This is a genomic window from uncultured Marivirga sp. (assembly GCF_963974845.1).
GTDB lineage: Bacteria > Bacteroidota > Bacteroidia > Cytophagales > Cyclobacteriaceae > Marivirga > Marivirga harenae.
The window spans coordinates 73756-100429 of sequence record NZ_CAXBEQ010000004.1 but is presented as its reverse complement, the minus strand read 5'-3'; the positions used below and the strand labels follow the sequence as shown (position 1 = coordinate 100429).

At 36.1% G+C, this 26674-nt stretch carries 18 protein-coding genes; 10 read left to right on the top strand and 8 right to left on the bottom strand.

From position 1 onward, the window contains the following. Positions 1 to 200: 200 nt before the first annotated feature. Both AAC601_RS10325 and AAC601_RS10320 read right to left on the bottom strand, forming a co-directional pair. On the bottom strand, positions 201 to 5207 hold the full coding sequence (locus tag AAC601_RS10325; protein WP_340153200.1) for a C25 family cysteine peptidase: 5007 nt from the start codon (positions 5205 to 5207) through the stop codon (positions 201 to 203). Then, positions 5194 to 6270: a PorV/PorQ family protein gene (locus AAC601_RS10320; protein ID WP_340153199.1), complete on the bottom strand. Its 1077-nt coding sequence runs from the start codon at positions 6268 to 6270 to the stop codon at positions 5194 to 5196. The genes AAC601_RS10325 and AAC601_RS10320 overlap by 14 nt, the downstream gene beginning before the upstream one ends. A gap of 792 nt (positions 6271 to 7062) precedes the next feature. On the opposite strand from AAC601_RS10320, the gene AAC601_RS10315 reads away from it, so the two are divergent. Both AAC601_RS10315 and AAC601_RS10310 read left to right on the top strand, forming a co-directional pair. Next, complete coding sequence (locus tag AAC601_RS10315) at positions 7063 to 7425, top strand: helix-turn-helix transcriptional regulator (protein ID WP_303270072.1); 363 nt, start codon at positions 7063 to 7065, stop codon at positions 7423 to 7425. Positions 7426 to 7479: 54 nt separating this feature from the next. Continuing rightward, on the top strand, positions 7480 to 9963 hold the full coding sequence (locus tag AAC601_RS10310) for a PspC domain-containing protein (protein WP_340153198.1): 2484 nt from the start codon (positions 7480 to 7482) through the stop codon (positions 9961 to 9963). Positions 9964 to 10020: 57 nt separating this feature from the next. Here the strand turns inward: AAC601_RS10310 and AAC601_RS10305 are convergent, their stop codons facing one another. Next, positions 10021 to 10995 carry a hypothetical protein gene (locus AAC601_RS10305; RefSeq protein ID WP_340153197.1) on the bottom strand — a complete coding sequence of 325 codons (975 nt, stop codon included), beginning with the start codon at positions 10993 to 10995 and terminating at the stop codon, positions 10021 to 10023. Between the two features lie 73 nt (positions 10996 to 11068). On the opposite strand from AAC601_RS10305, the gene AAC601_RS10300 reads away from it, so the two are divergent. Continuing rightward, positions 11069 to 12448 carry an MBL fold metallo-hydrolase gene (locus AAC601_RS10300; RefSeq protein ID WP_340153196.1) on the top strand — a complete coding sequence of 460 codons (1380 nt, stop codon included), beginning with the start codon at positions 11069 to 11071 and terminating at the stop codon, positions 12446 to 12448. On the opposite strand, the gene AAC601_RS10295 is transcribed toward AAC601_RS10300, so the two are convergent. Continuing rightward, positions 12445 to 13194 (bottom strand): hypothetical protein, encoded by a 750-nt coding sequence (locus AAC601_RS10295; RefSeq protein WP_340153195.1) that lies wholly within the window; start codon positions 13192 to 13194, stop codon positions 12445 to 12447. The two genes, AAC601_RS10300 and AAC601_RS10295, sit on opposite strands and share 4 nt — an antisense overlap. 248 nt (positions 13195 to 13442) lie before the next feature. Here AAC601_RS10295 and AAC601_RS10290 point away from each other — a divergent pair, with 248 nt between their 5' ends. Next, positions 13443 to 14852, top strand: a complete 1410-nt coding sequence (locus AAC601_RS10290; protein WP_340153194.1) for an MBL fold metallo-hydrolase — start codon at positions 13443 to 13445, stop codon at positions 14850 to 14852. 135 nt (positions 14853 to 14987) lie between these two features. On the opposite strand, the gene AAC601_RS10285 is transcribed toward AAC601_RS10290, so the two are convergent. The 4 genes from AAC601_RS10285 to AAC601_RS10270 all read right to left on the bottom strand — a co-directional run bounded on the left by AAC601_RS10285 (position 14988) and on the right by AAC601_RS10270 (position 21062). Further along, a complete protein-coding gene (locus AAC601_RS10285; RefSeq protein ID WP_340153193.1) occupies positions 14988 to 15722 on the bottom strand; it encodes a LytTR family transcriptional regulator DNA-binding domain-containing protein in 735 nt (244 codons plus the stop codon). Continuing rightward, positions 15719 to 16759 carry a histidine kinase gene (locus AAC601_RS10280; RefSeq protein WP_340153192.1) on the bottom strand — a complete coding sequence of 347 codons (1041 nt, stop codon included), beginning with the start codon at positions 16757 to 16759 and terminating at the stop codon, positions 15719 to 15721. The genes AAC601_RS10285 and AAC601_RS10280 overlap by 4 nt, the downstream gene beginning before the upstream one ends. 8 nt (positions 16760 to 16767) lie before the next feature. Next, positions 16768 to 17508, bottom strand: a complete 741-nt coding sequence (locus tag AAC601_RS10275; protein ID WP_340153191.1) for a DUF5668 domain-containing protein — start codon at positions 17506 to 17508, stop codon at positions 16768 to 16770. Positions 17509 to 17804: 296 nt separating this feature from the next. Then, on the bottom strand, positions 17805 to 21062 hold the full coding sequence (locus AAC601_RS10270) for a PDZ domain-containing protein (protein WP_340153190.1): 3258 nt from the start codon (positions 21060 to 21062) through the stop codon (positions 17805 to 17807). A gap of 214 nt (positions 21063 to 21276) precedes the next feature. On the opposite strand from AAC601_RS10270, the gene AAC601_RS10265 reads away from it, so the two are divergent. The 6 genes from AAC601_RS10265 (at position 21277) to AAC601_RS10240 (ending at position 26640) form a co-directional block, all read left to right on the top strand. Beyond that, on the top strand, positions 21277 to 21999 hold the full coding sequence (locus tag AAC601_RS10265; protein WP_340153189.1) for an NAD(P)H-binding protein: 723 nt from the start codon (positions 21277 to 21279) through the stop codon (positions 21997 to 21999). Between the two features lie 68 nt (positions 22000 to 22067). Next, a complete protein-coding gene (locus AAC601_RS10260) occupies positions 22068 to 22313 on the top strand; it encodes a cell division protein FtsL (RefSeq protein ID WP_340153188.1) in 246 nt (81 codons plus the stop codon). 157 nt (positions 22314 to 22470) lie between these two features. Then, positions 22471 to 24021, top strand: a complete 1551-nt coding sequence (locus tag AAC601_RS10255) for a M20/M25/M40 family metallo-hydrolase (protein WP_340153187.1) — start codon at positions 22471 to 22473, stop codon at positions 24019 to 24021. 217 nt (positions 24022 to 24238) lie between these two features. Further along, on the top strand, positions 24239 to 24817 hold the full coding sequence (locus AAC601_RS10250; protein WP_303270084.1) for a sigma-70 family RNA polymerase sigma factor: 579 nt from the start codon (positions 24239 to 24241) through the stop codon (positions 24815 to 24817). Beyond that, a complete protein-coding gene (locus AAC601_RS10245) occupies positions 24804 to 25463 on the top strand; it encodes a hypothetical protein (RefSeq protein ID WP_340153186.1) in 660 nt (219 codons plus the stop codon). The genes AAC601_RS10250 and AAC601_RS10245 overlap by 14 nt, the downstream gene beginning before the upstream one ends. Positions 25464 to 25479: 16 nt before the next feature. After that, on the top strand, positions 25480 to 26640 hold the full coding sequence (locus AAC601_RS10240; protein WP_303270086.1) for an outer membrane beta-barrel protein: 1161 nt from the start codon (positions 25480 to 25482) through the stop codon (positions 26638 to 26640). Positions 26641 to 26674 lie beyond the last annotated feature (34 nt).

Below are 26674 nucleotides of genomic sequence, written 5' to 3'. Positions count from 1 at the left end.
ATAGTTAATAAGAAACCTTTAAAATTGACCTAAGACCAATATTAAAAGCTGTAATCGTAGATCAATACGTTTAATAAACGTTTAATTCTACACTTAAAATGAAAAATATTTTTAGGAAGAAATAGGTTAATCTAAAGTCCTTTTGCTCCAGATGGATTCGCAAAAACGAAATTCGACTGGGGATCAATATTATAATATCATCACCTCAAGATATACAACTTCCCGTAGCCCTTTGTAAAAGCCTTGTCTCCCGCTGTTGCTCTTTGCTCCATAAAAGCCCCGTCTTTTCTCACTAAAACTCTGTAGAGGTAAACTCCATTGGCTAATCTGTCTCCAAACTCATCTTTACCATCCCAAGCATAATCGGTGATATTATTTCCAATATGGATAGGTCCTATTTCATCTTGCAATATCTCCCTAACTACCCTTCCTGTCACGGTTAATATTTGAATTTTAATTTCTTGCGGTAGCTCTGTTCCTGTTAAAGTAAAAACGAAGCGTGTACTAGTGGAAAATGGGTTAGGGTATGGATAAAAATTGGTGATGGTAGAGGCGTTAACTACTTCAAAACGCACTTTGTAGGGTTCTTCCCCGGCCAAATTTTCACTGGCGTCAGTAGCATTGACGCTCAATTGATAATTACCATCTTCCAACCCATCGGGTTGGAAATTAACTGTAAAAGGATTCTCTTCGCTAGCTGGTAGCCATTCGATATTTGGATTTGAAAAATTGAGCCTTTCATCTATACATTCTTCACAATCACTTCTCAGTTGAATTTCAACTCCGGTAGTATCTGTTTTATTGATCAATGTATTTTCATCCTTTAGCTTAATCTGTATAAATGGTCTTGGCGACACTATGTCTCCATCCAATATTGTAATCCCATCGAAAGTAACTTCTACCAACGGAGGAAGTGAATCCTTTTTTACGTTGAATAAGCGATTGTAATTGAGAAGGTTATTACTAAATCGCTTTTCAGAAAATGGTCTGTCAAAATTCACATTCATAGCCAGGTCGTTTTCTCCTACTTTTCCCCGAGTATTGACAGAAATTGTAAAACTGGTATCAGATTTCGCCTGTAGAGCTGGTATTTGCTTATCCTCATTATAGAAAGTTCTTGATTCTCGATTGAAAACCTGCCTTCTAAATTCAATCGGTTCTTCAAACGGATTTGGTGTCACATTAAATAATTGAAAAGTTTTAGTAAACTCTTCTCCTTCCGCTAATTCGTGAACTTGACGAGCATTTTCCGCAGCAGGTATCAAGACCGCGTCCGGAACTTCCTGAAAAATCGTCTGCCAAGCCGAGAGTTTCGCTGGACTCAAATTATCGGAATCGGAAAGTGTTACTCTCATGCGTAATTGGGGAAAGCGGTTTGCATCCACTGAGGAAATATCTAAGGGTAGAATTGCATCAGAAAATAATAAGCTTTGAGTATTAACAGTATCGATCCCAAAAACATCTAAGCGAATGTTATCAGATGCTTCCAAATCAGCAAAAACTGCAGTAATGGAATTCCATGATTTTGCGGGTCCAATAATTCTAGACAGGATGGTGCCAGATTCAAAACGGGCTTGAATGAGATCCTCCAATAATAAAGTCTGCTCTTTGCTAGCTATTGAAGAGGATTGATCTGCAATAACTTCAGTACCGTTTCCAGCGCCAGCCCCCTTTCTTCCGAGCAAGATATAAGGCTCTCCATTTTGTAGATTATCAATGGCTGAAGCAGTAGCGCCTAAATCCAATAACTCAGCTCTATTATTAGCTCTTAAGACATTCCAACCAACACTATCATAACTACTTAACAGCACAAAATCTCCGGCTGGTAATTCGTCATAGTACTTTCTGAAATACTGATCCGGCTGATTTAATTGACTATTCCTAATTTGATTAATCACCTGAGGTCGAATTCCACAAGACAGAGGGTCCAAAACATCAAACCCCCCATTCGAAAGTATTACATAGGGGACTCCAGAAGATTTATCAAAAGCAACCAGATTAAGTGTATTAACAGCGCAAGGTCCTAGCTGACTACCGGATGTTGCATATTCATTACCATCAATTTTTATACTAAGGTTATCATTACTACTATTTCCTGGCGCCCTCATTTCCAGCGTTAATGTATTTTCTTCAAAGCTCCAACTACTATTTTCTATTGTTAATCCTTCAATACTATTTTGCAGGATTTGAGCTTCACTGCTTTGCTTCCAGCCGCTTGGTAAAGAAGAGTTATAGACAAAATCAGTAGTCGTCCATTCATCTAATTCTCCTACCTGTGGATTAGCAAATTTTGTTCTCCAGAAATATACTTGATCTTCTTGGTCTAACAATTCAACATCCCACTTTGCTATTACCCTGGCTGTGAGTCTTTCCGATTGTAAAAATGAACTACTAAAGTTTGATGTTGTGTCAATCTCGAACAGAAAATCTCTTTCAGGTGATTTTAAATCAATTGATTGGGCCGTTAATGTGATATTCTGCGAACTGATAAGGCCATCGTCATATGGATATAAGTTTAAGGTAGTACCTAAGGAAATAAAAAATTCGACTTGAGCATTATTATTATTTTTACTAATCTCAGCTATTTTACCAGCGGGGTCAATTATTACTTCAAATATATTTTGCCCAAAACTTTGGGGCCTGTCATTAATTACATTAACCTGCACAGTATCTTGATAGGATACGGACGAAACGTATTGAGTATCTTGTACAATTACATCTCCATCTGGAAGAGTTCTTTTTACTAAAATAGCTATTGAATCTTCGTTAGTAATTCCGTAATTCTTTATAATCACATCGATACCAAATTCAGGTGTCAGTGCATCAATTTCGTTTCCGTCCAAGGACACAACTTCTAATGACGCATCTGTAATTTCATAATCAGGGTTTTCAGCTGGAAATAATTTGTATGCAGGATCGCACATTAAATTCATTTGCTGGGCCTGTGATAAATAGAGCGGAGCAGGATTACTACCAAAAATGGACAAATACTGGTTAGTAATTTCTCTATGTACAATTCCAATAGGCTGGTTAATCAGGCTTGAATCATTATATGCTTTGGCGTAAAAAACGTCACTATATCTTTTTAATTCATTTGAAAATCCTAAATATGCATGAGCTAAAACACCAGTTGCACCTTTATTTGCTGTATTCACCCAGTCTTCTCCAAATGTATTGGCGTTTTTGGCTATTTGATAAAATGCACCTGCATCACAACCATTGATCAAAATAAAAGGGTACTTACCTTGATTATTATATCCTAAATTTTGATCAGAAACCCTTCCGATGTCAATGTCCGCTGTATTAGGACTAGAATGACCAAAGAAAGTGATTAAATTCAGACCTTGATTGACTTGATCTGCAACATTAATAAATTCCACAACCTGAGTTGTTTCTTTAGTAAGGTTCGAATAGTCACCACCTATGTATGGACTAGTTTCATAATTTGCAAAATCATTAATATAGTTAATAAATCTGTTGACTTCCGAGAAAGAAACTCCACCACTTAAATTAAGAAAATGCTTCCTTCTCAAATCATCAAATGGCCTAGATTCCATCTCCTTAATTTTGTCCAAATAATTGGCTACGATTTGACTATTATGAGCATTTAATCTTCCAAAAGAAATGGATGCTCTGTTATTTTCCGTTAGGTTAAATCCAAACAGATTATCAGAACCGGGAGATCCTGCCGTTGGCACAAACTCGTTGTACAAATTATCAGTGATATCACTTCTTCTATGATAATTATGAAACCAATTCATCCCTTTGCCGACCAAGAAAATCATTTCCGCTTTCGTATTTTGTACCAAATATTCTGTAAACTGATAAATAGCATTAGGAGAAATTTCCCCATGATTAAATTGATTATAAAGCCTTAAAATATCCACTGTCAAGGTATCATATCCTCCACCCTCACTTGAAGCTCGATATGCCGAATAGGCTCTGACAGGATCATTGTAGTCTCCACTTGCTTTCATTAACTCAGGGTGGCTTATGACTACATAATCAGGATTTATTTCACTGAAATCCCTAAAAGTTACTTTCTCTATTTTTGGAGTTATAAAATTCTGGTTTTGAAGATATATTTTGGTTTCACTAAATGTATTTTCAACTACTGTATTAATCTCAGCTCCAACCCTATTAGTCCGCAATAATTCAGGCGCATTAAAATCGTCTATTCTATAGAGACGGGCACTGCTATTAGTGCTAAAAAATCTTAGATATGAAGAGCCGGAAGGATTCGCATTTAAAGTAAACTGATTCCCGGATTCATTCTCAACATTAGTAGTTCTTTGATAATCAAGTTTTATGTAAGAGGCAGAAATTCTGTCGGCCCCTTCGGCTTGTGGATTCAGCTGAACAAGCATACTTCCATTACTGTTAATATCTGACCATTCTAAATCTGCAGTGAAAACTTCATACTCATAATTCTCAAAATTGACTGTTCCAACTGATCTCAAATTACTCTCTGTTGGCCCCACCAGCACCTCCGTTTGATGTGGTCTCATATTCCGTCCTTGAATGAGTACTTCCAAATTAGGGATGGAAGCGGATGTATTTGCTTGCCTGATATTGCTTACTGTAAAATTTGTAGCAGTAGTAAAAGCCGTTCCTGTCCAGCCCTCCCCTAAATCAAATGCGGACTTATAAATATCACTTTGAGGATCATAGCGCTGTCCTCTATCCCCTTGGTTTGTATACAGCTGAAGCTTGGATTGCTGAATAGATTCAACATCAGGTAAATTCTCAGAATTGTTAATGATATTTCGCTCTATCATCCTTTTTCCTGAGCTCCCGTCCGAACGCCATGTAAGAAAATAAGCAGTAGTATCTGAAAAAAGATTGTAATACTGATGAGGTTGATGATCTGGATTTTGATATAAAGGAGTATCAGAAATACCATCATTAGCTTTTCCTAAAAATTGAATGGCATCTCCCTGGTCAATCCTGCCATCACTTTGGCCACTAACTCTTATTGCAATTTCTTCTCCCCTATGGTACATTCTGATAGCTCGAGCATCAATAGTAGATAACGGTATTCCAACTTCTAATAAGTCATTGTAGTCGAGTTCAAAAGCTGCATTAGTACCTACTGAAATTTTGTAGTATGATTGATTGAAATTAATCCATGCCTGGGGACTTTGTGCCCAAGATAAATGGGAGAAAACAAAAAACGATATGAATAATAAAATGCTATTTTTTCGCATTCCAATTAAAAATCATGGTGAAAACGTGAGAATAAAGTGACTCAGAGCTATTCCCTAAATCTGTGAATGCATAATCAATCTGTAAAACCTTATATTTGAATCCTACACCAATATTAGCCTGACCATTCCATCTTTCCGTGCCATTAAAATTCTTTATTTTTTGCAGATTATTGCCTCCAAACCTCAGGAAAGCCATATTATCGTAACCTAATTCAATCCCAGCTCTTGGGTCAACTGAAAACTTCTCTTCGCTTATATAAGCATTTCGTTCACCATCAAAAGTCGCGTCAAAGTTAACTTCTGCCATAATGGAAAATTTATAGGGTAACTTTTGAGTATAAGCTGATCCTAAAACCAATCTTGGAACCGCCATTTCCGTGGTATTTTCAGGTATCTCATTATTAGTTTGAGTGTATATATCTTCTATAAGCGTTATATTGTGATACCAAGTCGTAAAAGTTCCAGTTACATCTCGGGCAACTAAACCAACATCTAAATTCTTCCATTTATAATGAGCACCTAGATCAAAACCAAAGCCCCATGCTTTAGCAAATTCTCCCACTGTTCGATGGATTACTTTCGCATTGGCTCCAAATGAAAGCCCGTCCAAGAACTTTAAATTTCGCGCATAAGAAAACTGAAAGGCATAATCCGCGGCAGAGAAAAATCGAATATTATCATAATTCAAGGCTCCATTGGCATCATATATAAAACGGGTATCGGGAATATCATCCACTCCGAAACGAATCAAAGAAAAGCCCATTTTGCTATCGTCGTCTATGGAAGTGGCAAAACCAATATAATCATAGGCGGCAATTCCGGCAAAATATTCCGCATGCATTAAATCCAAAGAATGGTCAGACTGCAGGCTGTTTAATTTGGCTGGATTCCAGTATCCTGCAGATGCCCCTTCAACAGACGCAACTGTTGCACCACCCATTGCGAAAGACCTTGCACCCACTCCTATAGCCAAAAACTCATTGGCATATTTAGGCTTAGAAATCTGTGCGGAAACTTCAAACGAGAGCACTGATAAAAGAAATATGTAAAGCAGTTTTTGCATCAATTCATTTAAATCCAATCAATTATCAAAATTAACAAATATCCTTTGAAATTTATGTCATTCCCCTTCTATTATAGTTCAAAAAAACTAAAAGGCCGTCTTTGTTTAGCTTGTACATTTATAAAAATCCGTCCGGTTTTACCAAACTGCAAATGTAAAATGATAATTCCTTTCACGATTAAATCAAGTAAAAACCTAGTCGCTTTCATCTCCTCCTAAGGTGAGGTATTTTCACTTATGCAAATACTACCTTCACTTATTCACCGTACAGATTGTTATTGGTGGAAACACCTGAAAATGCGCTAATTTATCCTGCCTTTGTCTTTTCAATACCTGGCAGGTTTGATTTCTGTGAAAAATCACTCAAAAGTTCATACTAGCTATCCTTTGCCATTTTTACTTAAATATATCATCATGGCTTTCGGTCGGTTTGCCACCGACCGAGGTAGATTCCATGGTGGCTGGCAAACCAACCATTTTGGAAATCTTTTTTAATTCTCCAATACAAGGGACCAGGTAAAATTAACGCACTACAACCATCTAACGAGCTGTTCACAATCGTACACTTCTTAGAGTAAATTGACCTCTATTGAACAAATTGAGCAACTTTGATAAATATCTACTTTGATACAACAAATTATTAAAAACAAAGCTAAGTCGATCCAAACGCACATTTCAAGCATAAACCTTAGATTTTCATCAAGCTAGAAAAGAAACTGGTACATATCTTGGCATAGCAATATCATAAATGGAATAAAACCCATGATTATACACTAATTAAAGGATAATTTTATGATAGCAGAAAAGATAAAAGCACAATTACGCACCGGGGTTCTGGAGTATTGTGTAATGCAGATTTTAAGGAGAGGTGAAGTTTATGCCTCAGATATCATCGATGAACTATTAGAAGAAGACCTCATCAAGGTAGAAGGCATTATTTACCCCTTATTGATGCGTTTGAAACATGAAAACTTAGTTCAGTATGAATGGACAGAAGCGCAAAATGGGCTGCCAAAAAAACACTATCAATTAACTGATAGCGGGCAGAATACCATCAAGGCATTGGATGAAACTTGGAGTGAGATTAACAAATCAGCCAGAAGGATCAAAAAAAAGACCGAGGAGCAATTGAAATCATCTAAAGAAGAAAACTAATTGGTAATTAATTTCTCATTACAATTAATCTAAAAAAATCTTAATTTTAAAGCAATGAAAAAGAATATAAGTATAAATATAGGAGGCATAATATTCCATATAGAGGAAGATGGCTTTGACAAGCTTAAAAACTATTTGGATGCCATCAATCGATACTTTTCTGATTTCAAGGACAGTCAGGAAATCATCAATGACATAGAAAATCGAATTGCAGAAATATTTTTGGCTAAACTTAAGGATGACAAGCAAGTCATTGATCTCGAAGATGTAAATGCCTTAATGGTCACTTTAGGTAGCATCGAAGATTTCCAAAAAGCAGAAGAAACAGATGAAGCTTTTGAGGAAAAAACCGAGGAGCACTATCAAAGTCAAGAACCTACTGGGACAAAAAGATTATACCGCGATACAAAACGATATATTTTTGGTGGAGTAGCTGCAGGTATTGCACATTATTTCAATATAGATGTATTGTGGATTAGATTGCTGTTTATTATTGGCTTTTTGGGATTAATCCCATTTCAGCCAGTTTCAGTATTTATTCTGATTGCCTATATAGTAATGTGGATTTTCTTACCAGCAAATCCTGAATTACAAGAAGACGAAAAAGTAAAAAAGCTCTATAGAAGCCAGGAAAATAAAGTTATCGGTGGTGTAGCCCGTGGTTTAGCTGCTTATTTCGGAACCGATGTAGCGGTTATTAGGATTTTGTTTGTATTATCACTTATTCCTGGAGGAGCTGGTTTGATCATCTATTTGGTACTTTGGTTTATTACGCCTTCTGCCAAAACGGTAACCGAGAAAATGCAAATGGAAGGTACTCCCATTACATTGAGTAATATTGAAAAGAATATTAAAAGTAGCTTAAAAGTTGAAAATGGGGAGGAATCAACACTTGTGAAAATACTATTATTCCCATTCCGCTTGATAGCGATTATTATTAATGGATTAGCAAAAGCTTTGGGTCCTGTTGTAAATTTTATAGTTGAAGCGGCCAGAGTAGTTTTAGGAATAATTTTGAGTTTGTTCGGTTTAGGACTAGGTGTGATAATTATAGTACTACTATTCGCCTCTCAAGGAATATGGTTTGAATCTTCAAATATCAACTTCTTTGACATCCCCAACGAATTGATAGCCAACACTTTTTCCATAGAATTAGTCATCGTCAGTTTCCTATTCTTGCTTATTCCTGCATTATTCATCATGGTTTCTGGAATTAGTGTGATGGCTCGTAAGTGGTTAATGAACAGAACTGTGGCATTTTCGCTTTTAGCAGTATGGTTTTTAAGTACGATAGCAGCGGCCATCATCATACCTACAACAGCTATGAATTTTAGAAATGATGGAGAAGTTTTTGAAACCTACGAATACAATTTAGAGGATAAAGTAGCTATTTTGAATTTGAAAGAAGTCGGTTTTGAAGATTATGATGTGACCAATCTCAAAATAAGAGGCTACGAAGGTGATAAGATAAAACTGGAGAAAAGATACAGAGCACAAGGCACTAGCAGAATAGATGCCGAAAAGAACGCTAAAATGGCTTACCACAATGTGGAATTAAAAAATGATAGTATTTTATGGTTTGATTCCAACATTCAATTCTTAGAAGACGCGGCCTTTAGAGCACAAAGCTTAAATATGATTTTGTATGTTCCTTATGGGCAAGAGTTTGAAATGCACAGGAAAATGCGCCATATCCTTCGAAATACCATCTACATTAATGGTTATAATGTAAGTCAAATTCATAATAACCGTTGGGTTTTCGAAGAAAATGAAGGATTGAATTGCTTGACTTGTTCAGATACAAAAACCAGAAGCAGGGCTTATAGCAGTACAGATTCAGATCAATTTTTTGCCACGCCCTTCGACTTTTCAAGTGACGCCTATGTGCGAACTTATGACATTGTTGATTTTAGTAAAGTTTCGGCAGCCACCGGAATATTTGTTGAAATCAAGCAAGGAAACGGCTATGATTTCCAAGTAGTAGCAGAAGATGAAGAAGATTTAGAGGAATTCAGATTCGAATTAAAAAATGAAAGATTAAAGGTCTATTTCAATAAAAAGGATTGGGATTGGGATATTTTCTCCGGTGATTCTTGGAATTGGAAAGGCAATATTCCCGAGGTAAAGTGTATCATTACAATGCCTGAATTAAAGGAGTTAGAATCATCTTCGGCCGCAACAGTACATATCTTAGGGTTTAAAGGGGACAAACTAGATTTGGATGTTAGTTCAGCGGCAAGAGTCTATGCTGAAATCGACTATGATCTGTCAAATTTAGAGGTCTCTAGTGCTTCAAAAGCTTACTTAAAAGGAAGCTTAAATTCAATGAACCTAGACATCAGTAGTGCAGCGAAGGTGGAAGCATTCGACCTTATCGTAAAAAACGCAGAAGTAGATGCATCAAGCGCTTCAAAAGTAGATATCCATGTCACCGATTATTTGGACGCCAATGCAAGTAGTGCTGCCAAGGTAATATATCAAGGTCGCCCTCGATTAGAAAGCAATAGTAGTAGCGGTGCAAAAGTTTCAGCTGATTAAATTTTAAACATAATTCATGCCTTGGCCTAGGGTCATGGCATGAATTCAATTTCCATTTTACCTAAGTCGCTTTCTGTAAATGGCTCTTCCCTTTCCTTCTCCTAAGGATAATAGATTATAAATATAATTGTCATAGACTCTAGATTTACTTAACTTAAAATCCCCTTTTAAATCGATTTTCTCAAAATGAAAGTTGTTTTCCTCCGATTTGATCTGATAAGAATCATTTCTAAATACTAAATACATTTTACTATTTACTGGATCGCCCCTGAGTAATGCCCCTCCATAATACGTGGATTTATTTTCACTGAAATCTGATAAATCCTTCTCAGCAAGCTGATGCCCACTGAAATCAAACACCAAAAACTTACTTTTAAAATTATCAATTAAAAATATCTTATCTTCAAATATTTCCAACTCAACTCTCTCTGCATTATATGAATAGGTCAAATAATCACTTTTCACTTTTGTCTTATAAAGCGTAGAAAGATTTTTCTCATCTAACCCCAATTGAATCTCTACTTTCTGATAACCATTTTCTTTATCCAAGCTTGCAAAACTGTAAATAGTATAAAAACCATAATGCCAATACTTTTGAAAAAATTCACCGTTACTCCTTTTCCTGAAGTTTTTCCATCTGCTCTTTTTCTTTATTCTTTCCTTTTCTGGTATTATTCTACACTCAAATTTGGGCATTGGTGCAAAAACCACATTTTCTTCATCTAAATATAATTTCGGAGTCAGGGGCATGTTTTCATTCCCTGAAATATTTTTAGTCTTTTCAATCAACCTCTCCTTATTTAAGAAATAAATTTTATAATCATATTCTTCTGTTGAAGCTATAACAAGATTCTCATCTTGGATTATGTAATCAAAAAAATTGATATCCTGATTTGAGTAGTATAGTTCCCATCCATTATTTCTAAAAAATTCTTTCCTTTCATCATCAATAAATGATAAATAAGCTTCTTGTGCATTTACACTAAATGAGTTTACAAGGAATAGGATGGCAATTACAATAATTTTCTTCATTTACCGGAAGTTCTCGATTAAAATTGATAGTTTGCTACCATTCCACAAAACAATAGGAAAATTTTAAATATCTATGGATGTAAGAGTAAAGTTTTTAGGTGGAGCCCAATCCGTTACAGGGTCAAAGTATTTATTAGAAATTGATGATTTTAAAGTATTAATAGATTGCGGACTTTTTCAAGGCCTCAAAGCGCTAAGGTTAAGAAACTGGGAGGATTTCCCCATTGATGTAAAAGAAATTGATGCCATTGTACTTACACATGCTCATTTGGACCATTCTGGTCATGTTCCCCGAATGGTAAAACAAGGATACAAAAAGAATGTATATTGCACTGAAGCCACCGCTGCATTATTAGAAGTTATGTGGCTGGATTCAGCTAAATTACAAGAAGAAGAGGCTGAATTTGCCAAGAAAAAAGGATATTCTAAGCATAAAAACCCATTGGCTTTATATGACCAAAACGATGCAGAAGCTGCTTTAAAAACAATAATTTCCAAATTATTCAATAAAGAGTTTAAGCTAAATGAAAAAATCAGCATTATCTTTCACCCTGCTGGACATATTTTGGGTGCCGCCTCAGTTGAAGTGATCTTAAAGGGAGAAAATCAAAGCAAAAACATCATTTTCAGTGGTGATTTAGGCAGAGAGACAGATCCAGTACTTTTCCCACCCTCTTCATTCAAAACTGCAGATGTGCTATTTTTGGAATCCACCTATGGAGACCGTACAAATGAGGTAGCCAAAGTTCAAGATGAACTAAAAGAGTATATTCTAAAGCACATGAATGAAGGAGTAATTATGATTCCTGCCTTTACTGTGGGCAGAACACAAAATTTACTCTTTTACATCAATGAACTAATGAAAACTGGACAAATACCACATCTCCCTGTGTATATAGATAGTCCGATGGCCATTAGCGTCACGAAACTATATGAAAAATTCTCAGATCAACATCGGTTACATGAGCAAGATATCTTTGATAACAAGAATTTCCACTACGTTAGAGAGCATCAGCATTCTAAGGCATTGGACAGTTTGGAAAATCGAGCCATAATCATTTCAGCTAGCGGAATGTTAACCGGTGGTAGGATATTGAGCCATCTTTTCAAAAGGCTTGGCAATAAAAATGATTTATTGCTAATGGTAGGCTTTCAGGCAGTGGGCACCCGAGGCAGAGATATTTTAGAAGGTAAAGAAAGCGTCAAAATTTATGGGGAAGAAGTCCCTATAAAATGTCAGTTTGCCAAAATTGACGGTTTATCAGCCCATGCCGACCAAACAGAATTGCTAAACTGGTATGAGCATTTCCAAGATCCCTTGAAATTCACTTTCCTGGTTCACGGAGAACTTGAGGCGATGGAAACCTTAAAAAGCAAATTAGAGGAAAAAGGAGCTAATAATGTTTTCATTCCTGACTATATGGAGTCTTTTGAGCTATTTTCAGGTATTTAATAGGATATTTTCTTCCAATAGTAATTTAGATTAACTGAAAAATTCCCTGTATTCATACGAAAAGGATAAATAAACTCTCCTTTAAAATTAATAGGCTCTGCAATAGAATTAATGGAAGCATCATATTGGACTTCCAATCCTAAATACCAATACCGAGCTTCGGCCACTAAAACAAGATTATGATTAAAGGTTTTCATTGGATTTTGAATAATGGCTTCATTAGCAAAATCCAATAATTTCTGATTTGTAGGTCTTGACAACCATCTCTCACTAGCATCATAAGGGAATATGCCCTCTTTATTTTTATGATGCATATAATTTAATTCATAGCCTAAACTAAACCTATATTCAATTTTTCGTTTCACCACTAATGAGGGCATCACATTAAACAAATAAGACTGGTAAAGAGCAAAAAAAACTTTTTCATTTGGAATAAAAATAGCTCCTTTTTCAGGAGGTGGATCATAATCAACAACGGATAAAAAGAAAACCTGATTATGGGTTTTAGCATTAAATCTTAAGGATAGAAAATCATATTTTTCACTATTGATTTCCAAAAACAGACCCCCTTGATTATACAAACGACCATTATCACCATCTAAACGCAAATCAACACCTTGATAACGACCACTAATATTAGTATCTGAATAATAACTTTTGATACCAAAAGTAGCGCCAAAATTGATTTGAGCCGACAATCCAATGGGTAAAATACTTAAAGCAAGTAATACTAGCAATCTATGCATATTCAACTATCTGGATCTTGGATTACTATTCTTAAATGTATAAAACTTTATAAACACAGCCAATTCAAAAAGCGGAGTGGACTTCAATAGATTTAAATTAATAAACTAATTTTTTAAAACAAAAATATCCTGACAATAATCATCTAATATTCAGATATAGATCATAGTTAACAATAAATGTCATCAAAGTTACTAACCTATTGATTATCAGTGCGTAAATTTATTTAAAACTAAATTTCCCTAAAGCTATGAAAATCGAACAAATCTACACCGGATGCCTAGCACACGCAGCATATTATATTGAAAATAACGGAGAAGCTGCAATTTTCGATCCTTTAAGAGAAGTGCAGCCTTATATAGACAGAGCAACAAAAGACAAAGCAAAAGTTAAGTATGTTTTTGAAACGCACTTTCACGCAGACTTTGTGAGCGGTCATTTGGATTTAGCCAAAAAAACAGGAGCTAAAATTGTATATGGCCCAACAGCTAAACCACATTTTGAGGCTATAGTTGCGCAAGATAATGATATTTTTGAAGTTGGAAATTACAAAATTAAAGTGCTGCATACTCCAGGCCATACTATGGAAAGTACCACGTATCTTCTGATAGATGAGAATGGTGATGATCAAGGCATCATTACTGGAGATACTTTATTTATTGGGGATGTAGGCAGACCTGATTTGGCTCAACATGTAATTGAAGACCTTACTGAGGAAAAATTAGCAGGACATCTATACGACTCCTTACATGAAAAAATTCTTCCTTTAGCTGACCACTTGATTGTATATCCAAATCATGGTGCAGGAAGTGCCTGTGGTAAAATGATGAGCAAGGAAACCACCGATACTTTAGGTCATCAAAAAGGAACCAATTATGCGTTACAACCCATGGAAAAAGAAGAATTCATTAAGCAATTATTGACTGGTTTAACCCCTCCTCCAGGTTATTTTCCGAAAAACGTATTGATGAATATTCAAGGATATGAAAGCATTGACCACGTACTAGAGAAAGCCAAAGTACCGCTTAGTCCAGAAGCTTTTGAGGCTGCTGCCAATGAAACCGGTGCATTAGTTTTAGACACTCGCAATGCTGAAGAATTTTCCAAAGGTTTTATCCCCAACAGTATCAATATAGGATTGGATGGAAATTTTGCCATGTGGGTTGGTGAAATGGTTGCGGATATAAAACAAAAAATCTTGTTGGTTGCTGAAGAGGGCAAAGAAGAAGAAGCTATGATCAGACTATCACGTATTGGTTACGATCACACCATTGGATACTTGGACAGAGGATTTAACAATTGGAAATACGCCCATAAAGAAATTGACAAAGTAAGCCGGATTGATGCAAGAGAATTAGCCTGTGAAATGAAAGATGTGCCATTAATTTTTGATGTTAGGAAGAAAAGTGAATTTGATTCTGAGCACGTTATAGGAGCACAAAATATTCCACTAAACCAGATCAACTCTCATTTGGCTGAGTTACCGAAAGATAAGCCTTTCATCATTCATTGTGCCGGTGGTTATAGAAGTATGCTAGCTGCCTCCATTTTAAAAGCAAGAGGTTGGGAAAAATTTATAGATGTAAGAGATGGTTTTAAAGGCATCAAAGAAACCAATATTCCTATTAGTGAATATGTGTGCCCCACCACTTTGCTTTAAATCAATTCCAAAAGAAAATATACATGGCAGGTCACGACCTGCCATTTTTTCAATTCAGATCCGAAAACTACAAATTGTAGCTTGAATTTATTGTTGTCTCTTCCTCCTTGGTGGGTTCAGGGGGCGAGGACTGTGTTATATCCCTAAAGCACTTTTCAATTTGGGGTAACCCGTCTTACTCACTGGAATCTTTTCTCCACGTGTTAATATTACTAGGTGACTATCCTTCTTATAAGCCTCAATTTTTGTGATCTCGGCTATTTTCACAATGTAAGACCGATGGACCCGAACAAATGAATCTGCTTGCAAATGATTTTCAAAATAGCTTAAGGTTTTATTTTTTAAGAACTTTCCCTCCTTAGTATAAATATTTACATAATCATCATTGGCTTCTAAATATTGAATTTCCTTAGTGGGAATAATTTTGATATCATTCCGATCCCTTAGGACAATTCTGCTTAAAGAAGCTATAGTTTCTGTGGTTTCATTATCGAGTAGCTCTTGAATGTTTTGTCCTTTACCAGTCTGTTTAAATTTTTCAATCGCCTTATCAAATCTATCTTGAGAAAAAGGTTTCAACAAATAATCAACAGCATGAACCTCAAACGCTTTCATAGCATATTCATCAAAAGCAGTGGTGAAAATAACGGATGGAATTTCTTCCAGTAATTCCAACATTTCAAAACCATTTATTTTTGGCATTTGAACATCAAGAAAAATTAAATTGGGTTGATGTTGGTGAATGGCTTTAATACCTTCAAAACCATCATGACAAATGGCTACAATCTCAAAATCTGAAAATTTCGACAAGTATTCAGCAACTAAATTTGTTGCCAAGGGTTCATCATCAATTATTATAGTCTTTATCATGAGATTTGAGGAATTAATAGTTCAACTTTAAATTGCTGAGATAAGGCAGTAGTTTTAAGTAAATCATATCGTCCAAAAATTAGAAATAATCGTCTTCGGACAGCTTCCAAACCAAATCCAGCTCCTTTTGTCTGACCTGCTTTTGGATCAAATGGATTTTCAATGATGATTTCAAGACTCTTTTTCATTTTCTTAAACTGCACAGTAATGGCAACATCTCCTGTTAAACCATATAGACTATGCTTAATAGCATTTTCTAATAATGGTTGGACCATTAATTGAGGCAATTTCAATTGCTCAATGCCAGCCTCAATATCAAAATTGACTTGTAGTCTGTGTCCGAACCTTACTTTTTCAATATCAATAAATAAATTTAAAAACTGGATCTCATCTTCTACCTGAATCCACCTATCAGCTTCTTTCTGGATGGTACCTCTTAAAAAGTCTGATAATTGTAACACCATTTCTCTGGCCTTTTCGGGTTTCACTTTCACTAAAGAACTAATAGAATTCAAGCTGTTAAACAAAAAATGTGGTTGTAATTGTTGACGAAGCTGATGAAGTTCTGCCTCATTTGCCATTTTTTGCATTTTTACCTCCCGTTCTTCTACCTTAACTTGCTCTTCCAACTTAGCTTGAAAATTTAAAATTAAGGAATAGCCTGTAAAAATAAGAAGGATGATAAATCCTCTGATTACGAAAGCATTTTGCTGGAAATTGACATTTTTCAAATTTTCTGGAACAGCCCATTTCATAAGCAAATCTCCTGTGTACAAAAGAATCAAGGACAAAATGAAGGGGAAAACTACCACCAATATAATATTTCCTTTGGTAGGAGTATAGAACTTGAAGATATTATCAAGTAACATAAATCCTAAAATCAATAAGGAGCTATATAAAACGCTATCTATTATAGCGGAGGTTAAATCAAGATCATAGTGCATTAATAAAAAAATGGCTAAGCTCAGCCAAACCAAAAGAATGGCTGAAAGCTTAATCCATGCATTGCTTTGATGTCGAATGAGTTGCAAAAACATTGCTAAATTTAGTAGGATTTAAATTCTAAACCACCAAAATTAACTGAGCCCTTTATATACAGAATTTTTCTATCGGACTCATCTACAGATGGGAATGCTCTTTTGTCCTCAATTCCTGAAAATACATTACTTACATCCGCTTGAACTTCCCAATGTGGGGGGATAATAAGTTTTAATCCGCCAAAAGTAACTTCCACATCCAGAACAGCACTTTCTTGAATTTCTGCTTTGGATAAATCAATGTCCGCTCCACCGAAAGCAGTTGTAATTTTCCCACCTTTAAAATTCTTGGTAATCAACCGTCTTTGAACAGACGCAAATACCGCCTCGGCTCTTATAAAATCACTTTCCACTGTTTTAGAATCAGAAAGACCTAAGTCTTCATCAGAGCCGTGTTCGGAATCTCCTTTCTGGAAACCAAACTTGCGGCTGCGGCCAAGGATCAAATATAATCCTATTAAAATGATACCTCCAGGTAACAAGTAATCATAGTATTCAGCTGGAATAAACCCTTCTCGTCTGATTAAGAAAAAACTACCGACCAACAACATGATGAGGCCAAATCCATTTCTTAAACCATGTCGAACTAAAGAATAAATACCAATCCCGATAAAGATAAATGGCCAGCTAAATATCCAGCTGAACTCTATTACATCCATTCTATCTAATAATAAAATACCTCCAATGATCAAAAGTATAACCCCAAATGATGCATTGTTTCTTCCTGTGTTTTCTTGTTTGTTTTTCATGACAGTTTGATTTTTAGTAATGAAACAAACTTAGAAAGGTTTTATAAATAATACCTTTGTAAATAGGCCAAAAAATGGCAAAACTAGGTGAGTGTCGGAATTGAGTCGGTGAAATATATATAAAAATGTCGGACATCCTCCATGCTCCCATATTTCATAAAGCAAAAAAATGTCCGACATGGATGATAAGCTAACTTTAATTATAGCAAACATGTCAGACATTGGTAATATTAAAAACACCTTTACTTAAAAAGATAATATCTGACATGAATTAGTAATTCTCAAATTACTAATTATTAATTATCATCCCACCCCTCCGGTCGCTTCCATTTCACTGGAGCTTCAGGTTCAGGTTGCATTTCAAACTCCTCAGTTTCCAGTAGCTTTAAAGCTTGTTCTACTGCTTTTTCTAATTGTGCATCTCGCCCTTGCATGGCCAATTTAGGATCATCAATTACTTCAACATCTGGCGCTATACCTTTTCCTTCTACTGCCCATTCGCCATCAGTATCATAAAAACCACCTCTAGGAGCTACCATTCTTCCTCCATCTATAAATTGAGGTGTATCCCAGGTGCCCACTAAGCCACCCCAGGTTCTAGTTCCTACTAATGGTCCAATATCCTTCTTCTTGAACATATAAGGCAATAAATCGCCTCCAGAACCGGCTCTTTCATTTATAATCATCACTTTTGGCCCCCAAAGCCCCGCTATCGGGGAAGTCCAAGGACGATTCTCTCCTGCCTTACTGTTGAAATAACCAATCGGCTCACGGGTCATAATATCTATCATATAATCAGCTGCAGATCCACCTCCGTTATTCCTCTCATCTAAAATCACTCCTTTCTTATCTTGTTGAGAAAAATAATAGCGATTGAAGCTTGTGAAACCAGGCCCGCTGGTATTGGGAATGTAAACATACGCCAACTTTCCATTGGACATATCATCTACCTTCCGTCTGTTGCCTTCCACCCAATCAACATATCGCAGCCAATATTCACTACTTAATGGTTCAACATATATCCTTTCAGCTCCCGATTTTGAAGGGCTACTATTAACCAATAGTGCAACAGTTCTTCCAGCTGTTTGTGCAAAATGGTCATAAATATTATCAGCTTCAGTTATTGGGGTTCCATTAACTTCTAATATATAGTCACCCACCTTCACTTTTTGACCAGTTAAGCCAAGTGGAGCTTCTAAGCCTGGGTTTGATTGTTCACCATCGTATATTTTAGATATTCTGTAGAAGCCGTTCCTGATTTCATAATCGGCCCCTAACAAACCGACTGGGACACTTTCCACATCTGGCATATCTCCACCTGAAACATAGGAATGCCCGATCGCAACTTCACCACTTAAAATATCAACCAAATAATTTAAATCAGTTCTATGATGGACATGTTTCACCCACGGCTGATACCAACTATATACTTTATCCCAAGGTGCTCCATGCACATTATCGACATACAGGAAATCACGCATAAATCGCCAGCCCTCCTTAAATATTTGCGCATATTCTGATGTCGGATTCACTTTCATTTGTGCCGATATAGAAATATTATCCTCTCCCTTCGGTTTTCCTGAGCTAGCAGTAACGCTCCAGCTACCCCCTTTTTGAAACAATGTGAATTCACCATCTTTTGACAGCACCATTTGACTAATACCGTCATCCCAATCTTCTGCTTTCTCTTTTTTTACATCATAGTCGTGTACTTTCAATCCCTGTTGATTAGGAACAGATTCCGCAATAAACACTTTATGGGGTTGACCACTTTTGATAAATTGATAATTTCTTGCAGGTAGTTTTAAAGACACAACACGATTTTGAATATTACTAAAATCAATTTCAACTTTCTTATTTTCAGTAGTGGCTTCTTCTTTGCTTTTCTTATCCTTTTTATCTTTGGTGCTTTCCTCCTCTTTTTTGGCTTCTTCTTCATCACTTTGAGGCAAATTAGGAGCCTTTCCATCAGCACTTAGAACTACCGCATAGAGGCTTCTACTTACTGAAGGATCATAAGAACTCATATCCAGCCAGCCCGAATTTAAGCCATAATCTGTACTTGCCAAGAAGTACAAGTACTCTCCGGATTGATCCCATTGAGGCGAAGTTGCATCTGCTAAAGGATCTGAAACTTGATATGTCTGTCCAGATTGGGTATCATAGATGAAAATAGCTTTGAAATGACTATTTTGCTGTTTTTCATAGGTAATATAACGGCTGTCGGGAGACCAATTTGGATTCAATGTTCTGTTTGGATGTGCATAACCATCCGTATCTACTTTTTTGACCTGTCCATTTTCTAGATTAATATACCAAATATTGTAGTCCGTATCAGTGTAGGTAATCATTTTACCATTTGGCGACCAATCCGGAGTAAAGTAGAAAGTTGGATTTTCTAAAGCATAAGCTTTTTGATTTTCTCCGAATTGATTCGCTACCACCAATTGATATTCCCCACTAGCATCAGAAAACCAAGCAATTTGATCACCTTTTGGGGACCAAATAGGATAGCGATCAGCTACTCCACTGCTTTGGGTGATGTTTCTCCAGCTCCCCTCCTCCTTCGGAAAAGTAAAAATATCTCCTCTATGCTCAAATATTGCCCTTTTTCCGTTTGGAGATAGGTTTGGATTATCAACGTTTCCTGCTTTTACATCTTCCCATCTTTCACGACTAAAGTTCAAATCACCTTTTACATAGATTTCCAATTGTCTGGAAGTATTGTTACTTGCATTTAATAAATGAAGATATCCTCCTTGCTCGTACACAATTTGATCGCCAAAGGCATCTAAGCTTTTTACGTCATATTTTTTATGAAAGGTAATTTGTTCTTCCTCAGCTGAGACCATATCGTAGCTCCAGATATTGCTTACATAATCTCTTTCGGATAAATAGTAGACTTTTTGGCCTACCCAAACTGGATCAAGATGTCTCTCTTTATCCAATTGCGGTGTTCTGGTTAGCTGTTGATTATCAAGATTTAAAATCCAGATGGGCATAGCTTGACCACCTCTGTAATTTCTCCACTCAGGATCCCAAGAGGTTATGGGTGTATAAGCTAAATGTTTACCATCAGAGGAAAGCTCACCATATGCAGCTCTGATATCTACCAAAGGCTGAGGAAAGCTTCCTTTTGCTGCAACGGTATATAGTTGAGAGGTTTTGGTAGGGTGAGCCTTTCTGCCAGTTCTAAATAGTATTTCCCCTGTGGGTGTCCAGCCCTGAACATAATCGCTACCCGGATGGTAGGTCAATCGTTTAGGTGTTCCCCCTTCAACAGGCATTACAAATACATCAGTATTACCATCATATTCGGCACTGAAAGCAATCCAGTTTCCATCGTTTGAAAAGTGCGGGGAAGACTCATATCCTTCATAAGTAGTCAGCCGAACAGCATCACCACCAGAAAGTGGGGCTTTCCATAAATCATTTGCATACACAAATACGACATTCTCGGCCGAAAGACTAGGCTGACGCAACAGCATTGTGCCTTGGGAAAAAGCTTCGGCAGATACAAAAGCTATTAGTAAGAACAAAAATATTTTCTTCATAAGAATTGGTTTTTTTGATTTGATAAGTAAGCTAAGAATTTTGGATGAAATTTGGTAGAAGAATTTTATGAGTGTTGATTTTATAATCTGCTGGATTGAACTGAGATATTTAAGAGAAGTCTAGACTAGACCCCGTATGATTGATTTTAAATTATAGTATACTATATTGATAAATATTTCACATTGGATTGTACGAAACTAAGCCCTTAAATAATTGAAAACTTTAATATTGGGTGCCAGCGGTGCCACGGGAAAACTTTTGGTCGAACAATTATTGTTAGCTGAACAGAATATAAAGGTAGTCATTCGCCCGACCGCCCAAATCCCTACATTTTGGCAAAATCATGCGAACTTGGAAATTATATCTGCTGAAATCTCTAAAATGAAAACAGTTCTAATGAAGGAAATTGTTTCTGATTGTAATTCCGTGGCGGTTTGTCTTGGTCACAATCTTAATTTTAAAGGCTTGTTTGGGAAGCCTAGGAGGCTTGTAACTGATGCAGTACGATTGCTAACCTCATCCATTCTAAAAGTCCAAAATCAAAAACCCATCAAGTTAGTTTTGATGAACACTGCAGGAAACCGAAATAGGGATTTAAAAGAATCCATCTCTGTTAGTGAAAGCTTAATCATTACTTTGCTTCGATTGCTGTTACCTCCACACCTTGATAACGAGCTAGCAGCAGAATATCTTAGAAAAAAAATCGGAAAGCAAAACAATACAATCGAGTGGGTAGTGGTAAGACCAGATTCTTTAATTGACGAATCTCAGGTAAGTCAATACTCCCTACTTCCCTCTCCAAATACAAGTGCCATTTTTAGGCCTGGTAAAACGAGTAGAATAAATGTAGCTCATTTTATGGCAGACTTAATTCAAAAGGCTGATTTATGGAATAAATGGAAAGGACAGATGCCTGTAATTTACAATCAAATCTGATTCAATTACTTGTATTAAAATCATTTATGCTATATATTGAAAGTTAATGTATCAACCGCTAATAAGTAATGAAAAAGAACCTAATCATTTTTATCCTTACAATTATCACAGCAGTTTCAGTAGTTTTTGCATTTAATCAAAAGCAACAAGTAGAGGAGCAAAAAGCTTTGGTTAAAGAGTACACTGACTCTTTAAAGCAAAAAGGTAGAGAACAAGAAATTTCAAGAGATCTTGTAGAAAAATATTCTAGAATAGCAAAAGTAGAAGCTGAGAAACTTCGAAAAAAGGTAGAAATGGATCAAAATGAGAACTGACTTGATGGCTTGTGGGAAAAACATCAAGTTAAGAGCAATTTTTTTACTCGTTTAAAGCTTTTAAATAAAACCCTACAGTTTTCCACTCATATAAATTACCGCATCAGCAAAGTAAGTATTTAATATCTTGTATGTATAATTAAGCAAACAAATACTTATGAGAAAATTAAAACTACTTTTTACCATCTATTGCTTATTTGCAATATCGAATGCATTTGGTCAAACTTCAACAGAGATGGTTGACGCCATTGTGAAAGAAGCTAATGATAATTCACAATTGGAACCTTTGGCACATGAATTAATGGACGTAATTGGTCCTCGTTTGGTAGGGACCCCACAAATGAAAAAAGCTAATGACTGGGCAGTAGCGAAGTTTCAAAGCTGGGGAATTGAAGCCGAAAACCAAGAATGGGGCAAGTGGAGAGGTTGGGAAAGAGGAATAACACATGTAGATCTCGTGGAGCCTAGAGTTGTTAGCCTAAGTGGAATGCAACTAGCTTGGAGTCCAAGTACCTCCAAAAAAGGAGTAACTGCTGAACTCATGATTATTCCTGAAGTGGAAGACTCTATTGCTTTTCAAAAGTGGCTACCAACGGTAAAAGGAAAAATTGTGTTAGTTTCAATGAATCAACCTACCGGACGTCCAGATTACAATTGGGAAGAATTTGCAACAGAGGAATCATTTGAAAAAATGAAAACTGAAAGAGATGCCCAAACTGAAGCTTGGAGAGCAAGAATGAATGCCACAGGATATAACTCAAGAAACATAAATGAAGTACTGGAAAATGCAGGAGCCCTTGCTATTGTTCAATCCAGATGGTCAAATGGATTTGGAGCAAATAAGATATTCAGTGCAAATACTAAAAATATCCCTGTTGTTGATTTGTCTTTAGAGGATTACGGAATGATCTATCGCTTGACTGAAAATGGAGCAAAACCAAAAATAAAGATCTTGGCGCAGTCTTCCGAACTAGGAACAGTTCCTACCTTCAATACTATTGCCACTATAAAAGGGACTGAAAAACCAGAAGAATACGTTATTCTTTCTGCGCACTTCGACTCTTGGGACGGAGCTACAGGAGCAACTGATAATGGCACTGGAACAATAACTATGATGGAAGCTGCAAGAATTCTTAAAAAGCTGTACCCAAATCCTAAGAGGACAATTATTGTAGGACTGTGGGGAAGTGAAGAACAAGGTTTAAATGGATCTCGTGCTTTTGTGGAAGATCATCCTGAAATAGTAGAAAACGTACAAGCAGTGTTTAATCAGGATAATGGAACTGGTAGAGTAGTCAATATTTCTGGTCAGGGATTTCTACATTCCTATGATTATATCGGAAGTTGGTTAGAGGCTGTACCAAGAGAGTACAAAAATGAATTGGAGACAAATTTTCCGGGAACACCTTCACGAGGAGGATCTGATTATGCTTCTTTTGTAGCTGCAGGCGCACCTGCATTTTCTTTAAGCTCGCTTAGTTGGAGCTACTGGAATTACACATGGCATACTAATTTAGATACTTATGACAAAATTGTATTTGATGATGTGCGTAACAATGCTATTCTAACTGCAATATTGACTTATATGGCAAGTGAGGATGATGACACCACTGCAAGAGAAAGAGCAGTACTACCTACAAATCGTAGAACAAATGAACAGTATGAATGGCCAGAGCCACGAAAAGCTAATAGAGATGGTGGGAAATAATCATTGCATCTAACATTTAAAATGTTTGATAATTACAAAAGGATAGAATCATTTAGCTTCTATCCTTTTTTATTTAGAAAAAATAATACCCTCTAATTCTCCATAATTGAAGATTTCGGCATCTTTTCAATAAGAATTTCACTAAATTTCAAAAAACTTTATCAACCCACGCAACTGATCGTAACCCAATTGCATCTTGAAGATGTAACCAGCAATAATGAAAGTGTTTATCAACAAATCTAAAACGGAAGAAGACTTAATAGCAGGATGCATTAAGCAAAAAGCAAGTGCACAACGTGCCTTGTTTGACAAATACTCCGGCAGGATGTTAGGCCTTTGCAGAAGATACGTAAAAGATGTGTTGGAAGCAGAAGGCGTGATGATCACAGCTTTCACCAAGATATTTGAACGAATAGAACAATATACAGGTGAAGGGAATTTCGAAGGCTGGATGAAGCGCATCATGGTAAATGAATCTTTGCAATATCTACGGAAGCATAAAAATATGCAACTGAATATGGATATAGAGGAAGCACACCATTTACCAAATTATGATGCTATGGAGGATCATTTGCAAACAGAAGATTTAATGCAAATGATAGGCGAATTGCCAGTAGGGTATAGAACGGTTTTCAACCTCTATGCCATAGAAGGTTATTCTCATAAGGAGATAGCTGAACAGTTAAGTATTAATGAAAACACTTCCAAATCGCAGTTGAGTAGAGCACGGGTCTACTTGCAAAAACGACTAGCAGAAATGGAACAAGAAATATCAATAAGTCATGGAAACTCATAAAATAGACCAATTATTCAAGCAAAAACTGGATCGTCACAGCGAGGTAGTATCTGCGGATGCTTTCGCAAAGATGCAAGCCCAAATGAAAGGCAAAAAGCAAAAAAAGGGCTTCCCTTGGATGATAGCAGCTAGCATTAGTATCCTATTGATTGTGTCATTCGGAATAGCTTATAACTATAATCAAAATACGGAGCAAAATTTTGCCCAATTGGATCTCAATCAATCAAGTATAAGTCTTAATGAGACTGGAGAAATAAGATTTCCTGAGTTACAGCAAGAGACTCAAACTCAAGTGGACATCCTACAAAAACAAATTTCTGCTCCAATTCAAAAATCTACTCCAATAAAGGTTGAATCGCAAGACTTAAGCCGAATGGCTACATTGGATAAAGTAAATGCTTTTAAAGCAGATATTAGATTGAACATGGTTCCTGAATTAAGACTTGCTCCAAAAGTGGATGCAAACAAAGTAATTGTAGAAATACATTACACTTACGCAGAAAGTAAAGAAGATCAGAACATAATAGAAAAGAGTAATAAAAAACTTAAATCGCTGGCCAGTGAATTTAGTTTAGCTGAACTAAGAAGTGCGAAAAACGAGCTATTTGCTTCAGCCTTACAGTTCAATAAAAAAGGAAATAATTAAAAAAAAAGACACAGACATGCAAAATATAATGAAAATATCGATGGTAGTTTGTTTAGGCTTTTTGAGCACATTAGGCCTAGCACAAAGTTACAACTCAGAAAATGCAGATACTAAATTAGTAATCGGAGCAGCAGAGGATAATCAGTTAGTAAACAAGGGAGTATTCATTGTAAGAATATATAAATCAACAAAAAGGGCTGAGTTAGAAAAATTTAAAGAAGAGGCCGAAGAACTAAATATAGATATAGAATACGAAAGCCTTGAAATAATAGATGGTAAAATTGAAGCCATTACACTTAAAGTCGATTGTAATGATGGCTTTTCTGGTACCGCTTCCACCACAAATATACCTGAATCAGGAATAGGTTTCATTAGAGATTACCGTGACGAAGCTGACATCCCTTTTGTAATTGGTAGAGTATTCGATAAAGGGAAAAATTACACCTCTGATGAGTCAAAAGAAGACAATAATTGGAAAGAGGAGTTGAAAAAAGAGTTTGATACTGCATTCAATGAAGAAAAAACTATTGAAAAAAGAAAAACATCTTTTATAAATTATGATCATGAAATTGATTTCTCTATGGGACTAAATAATTACCTGAATAATGACAATCAATTCCCTGATAGTGACAATAAAGATTTTAGTTTAGACCCATTGACCTCATGGACTTACGGTCTACACTCTAACCACATCATCTCAGTTAGTCCTTATGTAAAATTCAATTTTCAAATGGGGTTATTGTGGAATAACTTTGCGTTGGCTGATACTAAATATCAAGTAACAAAAGGACCTGAACAGTTACTCTTAAATGATACTGAGTTATCAAGACCAGACATCAGCCCAACGAGAAGTAAATTGAATATCACATACTTAAATTTCAACTTAGTGCCAATGTTTCACTTGGGTAAAAGCAGCAATGCTTTCAGATTTGGTGCAGGGCCTTATGGAAGTTATCGAATTGCCAGTAAATCAAAATTCAAGTATAACGATAATGGCAAAGATGTAGTAAAAAACAATTTCCATATCAATAACTGGAAATATGGAATTAAAGCACAAGTAGGATGGAAAGGAGTAGATTTGTTTGCCACCTACGATTTGAGCCCAATTTTCATTGAAGACAGAGGACCAGAAGCTGAATATCCATTAAGAGCCATATCGTTTGGAGTGATTTTTTAAACCTCTCCTTCTTATTTGACTCTAAATTAATAAG

Coding starts and splice junctions, on each gene's coding strand:
- AAC601_RS10270 (WP_340153190.1), bottom strand. CDS start 21,062: ATGAAGAAAATATTTTTGTTCTTACTAATAGCTTTTGTATCTGCCGAA.
- AAC601_RS10275 (WP_340153191.1), bottom strand. CDS start 17,508: ATGAAAAACAAACAAGAAAACACAGGAAGAAACAATGCATCATTTGGG.
- AAC601_RS10280 (WP_340153192.1), bottom strand. CDS start 16,759: ATGTTTTTGCAACTCATTCGACATCAAAGCAATGCATGGATTAAGCTT.
- AAC601_RS10290 (WP_340153194.1), top strand. CDS start 13,443: ATGAAAATCGAACAAATCTACACCGGATGCCTAGCACACGCAGCATAT.
- AAC601_RS10245 (WP_340153186.1), top strand. CDS start 24,804: ATGGAAACTCATAAAATAGACCAATTATTCAAGCAAAAACTGGATCGT.
- AAC601_RS10310 (WP_340153198.1), top strand. CDS start 7,480: ATGAAAAAGAATATAAGTATAAATATAGGAGGCATAATATTCCATATA.
- AAC601_RS10285 (WP_340153193.1), bottom strand. CDS start 15,722: ATGATAAAGACTATAATAATTGATGATGAACCCTTGGCAACAAATTTA.
- AAC601_RS10300 (WP_340153196.1), top strand. CDS start 11,069: ATGGATGTAAGAGTAAAGTTTTTAGGTGGAGCCCAATCCGTTACAGGG.
- AAC601_RS10295 (WP_340153195.1), bottom strand. CDS start 13,194: ATGCATAGATTGCTAGTATTACTTGCTTTAAGTATTTTACCCATTGGA.
- AAC601_RS10250 (WP_303270084.1), top strand. CDS start 24,239: ATGAAAGTGTTTATCAACAAATCTAAAACGGAAGAAGACTTAATAGCA.
- AAC601_RS10325 (WP_340153200.1), bottom strand. CDS start 5,207: ATGCGAAAAAATAGCATTTTATTATTCATATCGTTTTTTGTTTTCTCC.
- AAC601_RS10240 (WP_303270086.1), top strand. CDS start 25,480: ATGCAAAATATAATGAAAATATCGATGGTAGTTTGTTTAGGCTTTTTG.
- AAC601_RS10260 (WP_340153188.1), top strand. CDS start 22,068: ATGAAAAAGAACCTAATCATTTTTATCCTTACAATTATCACAGCAGTT.
- AAC601_RS10320 (WP_340153199.1), bottom strand. CDS start 6,270: ATGCAAAAACTGCTTTACATATTTCTTTTATCAGTGCTCTCGTTTGAA.
- AAC601_RS10255 (WP_340153187.1), top strand. CDS start 22,471: ATGAGAAAATTAAAACTACTTTTTACCATCTATTGCTTATTTGCAATA.
- AAC601_RS10305 (WP_340153197.1), bottom strand. CDS start 10,995: ATGAAGAAAATTATTGTAATTGCCATCCTATTCCTTGTAAACTCATTT.
- AAC601_RS10315 (WP_303270072.1), top strand. CDS start 7,063: ATGATAGCAGAAAAGATAAAAGCACAATTACGCACCGGGGTTCTGGAG.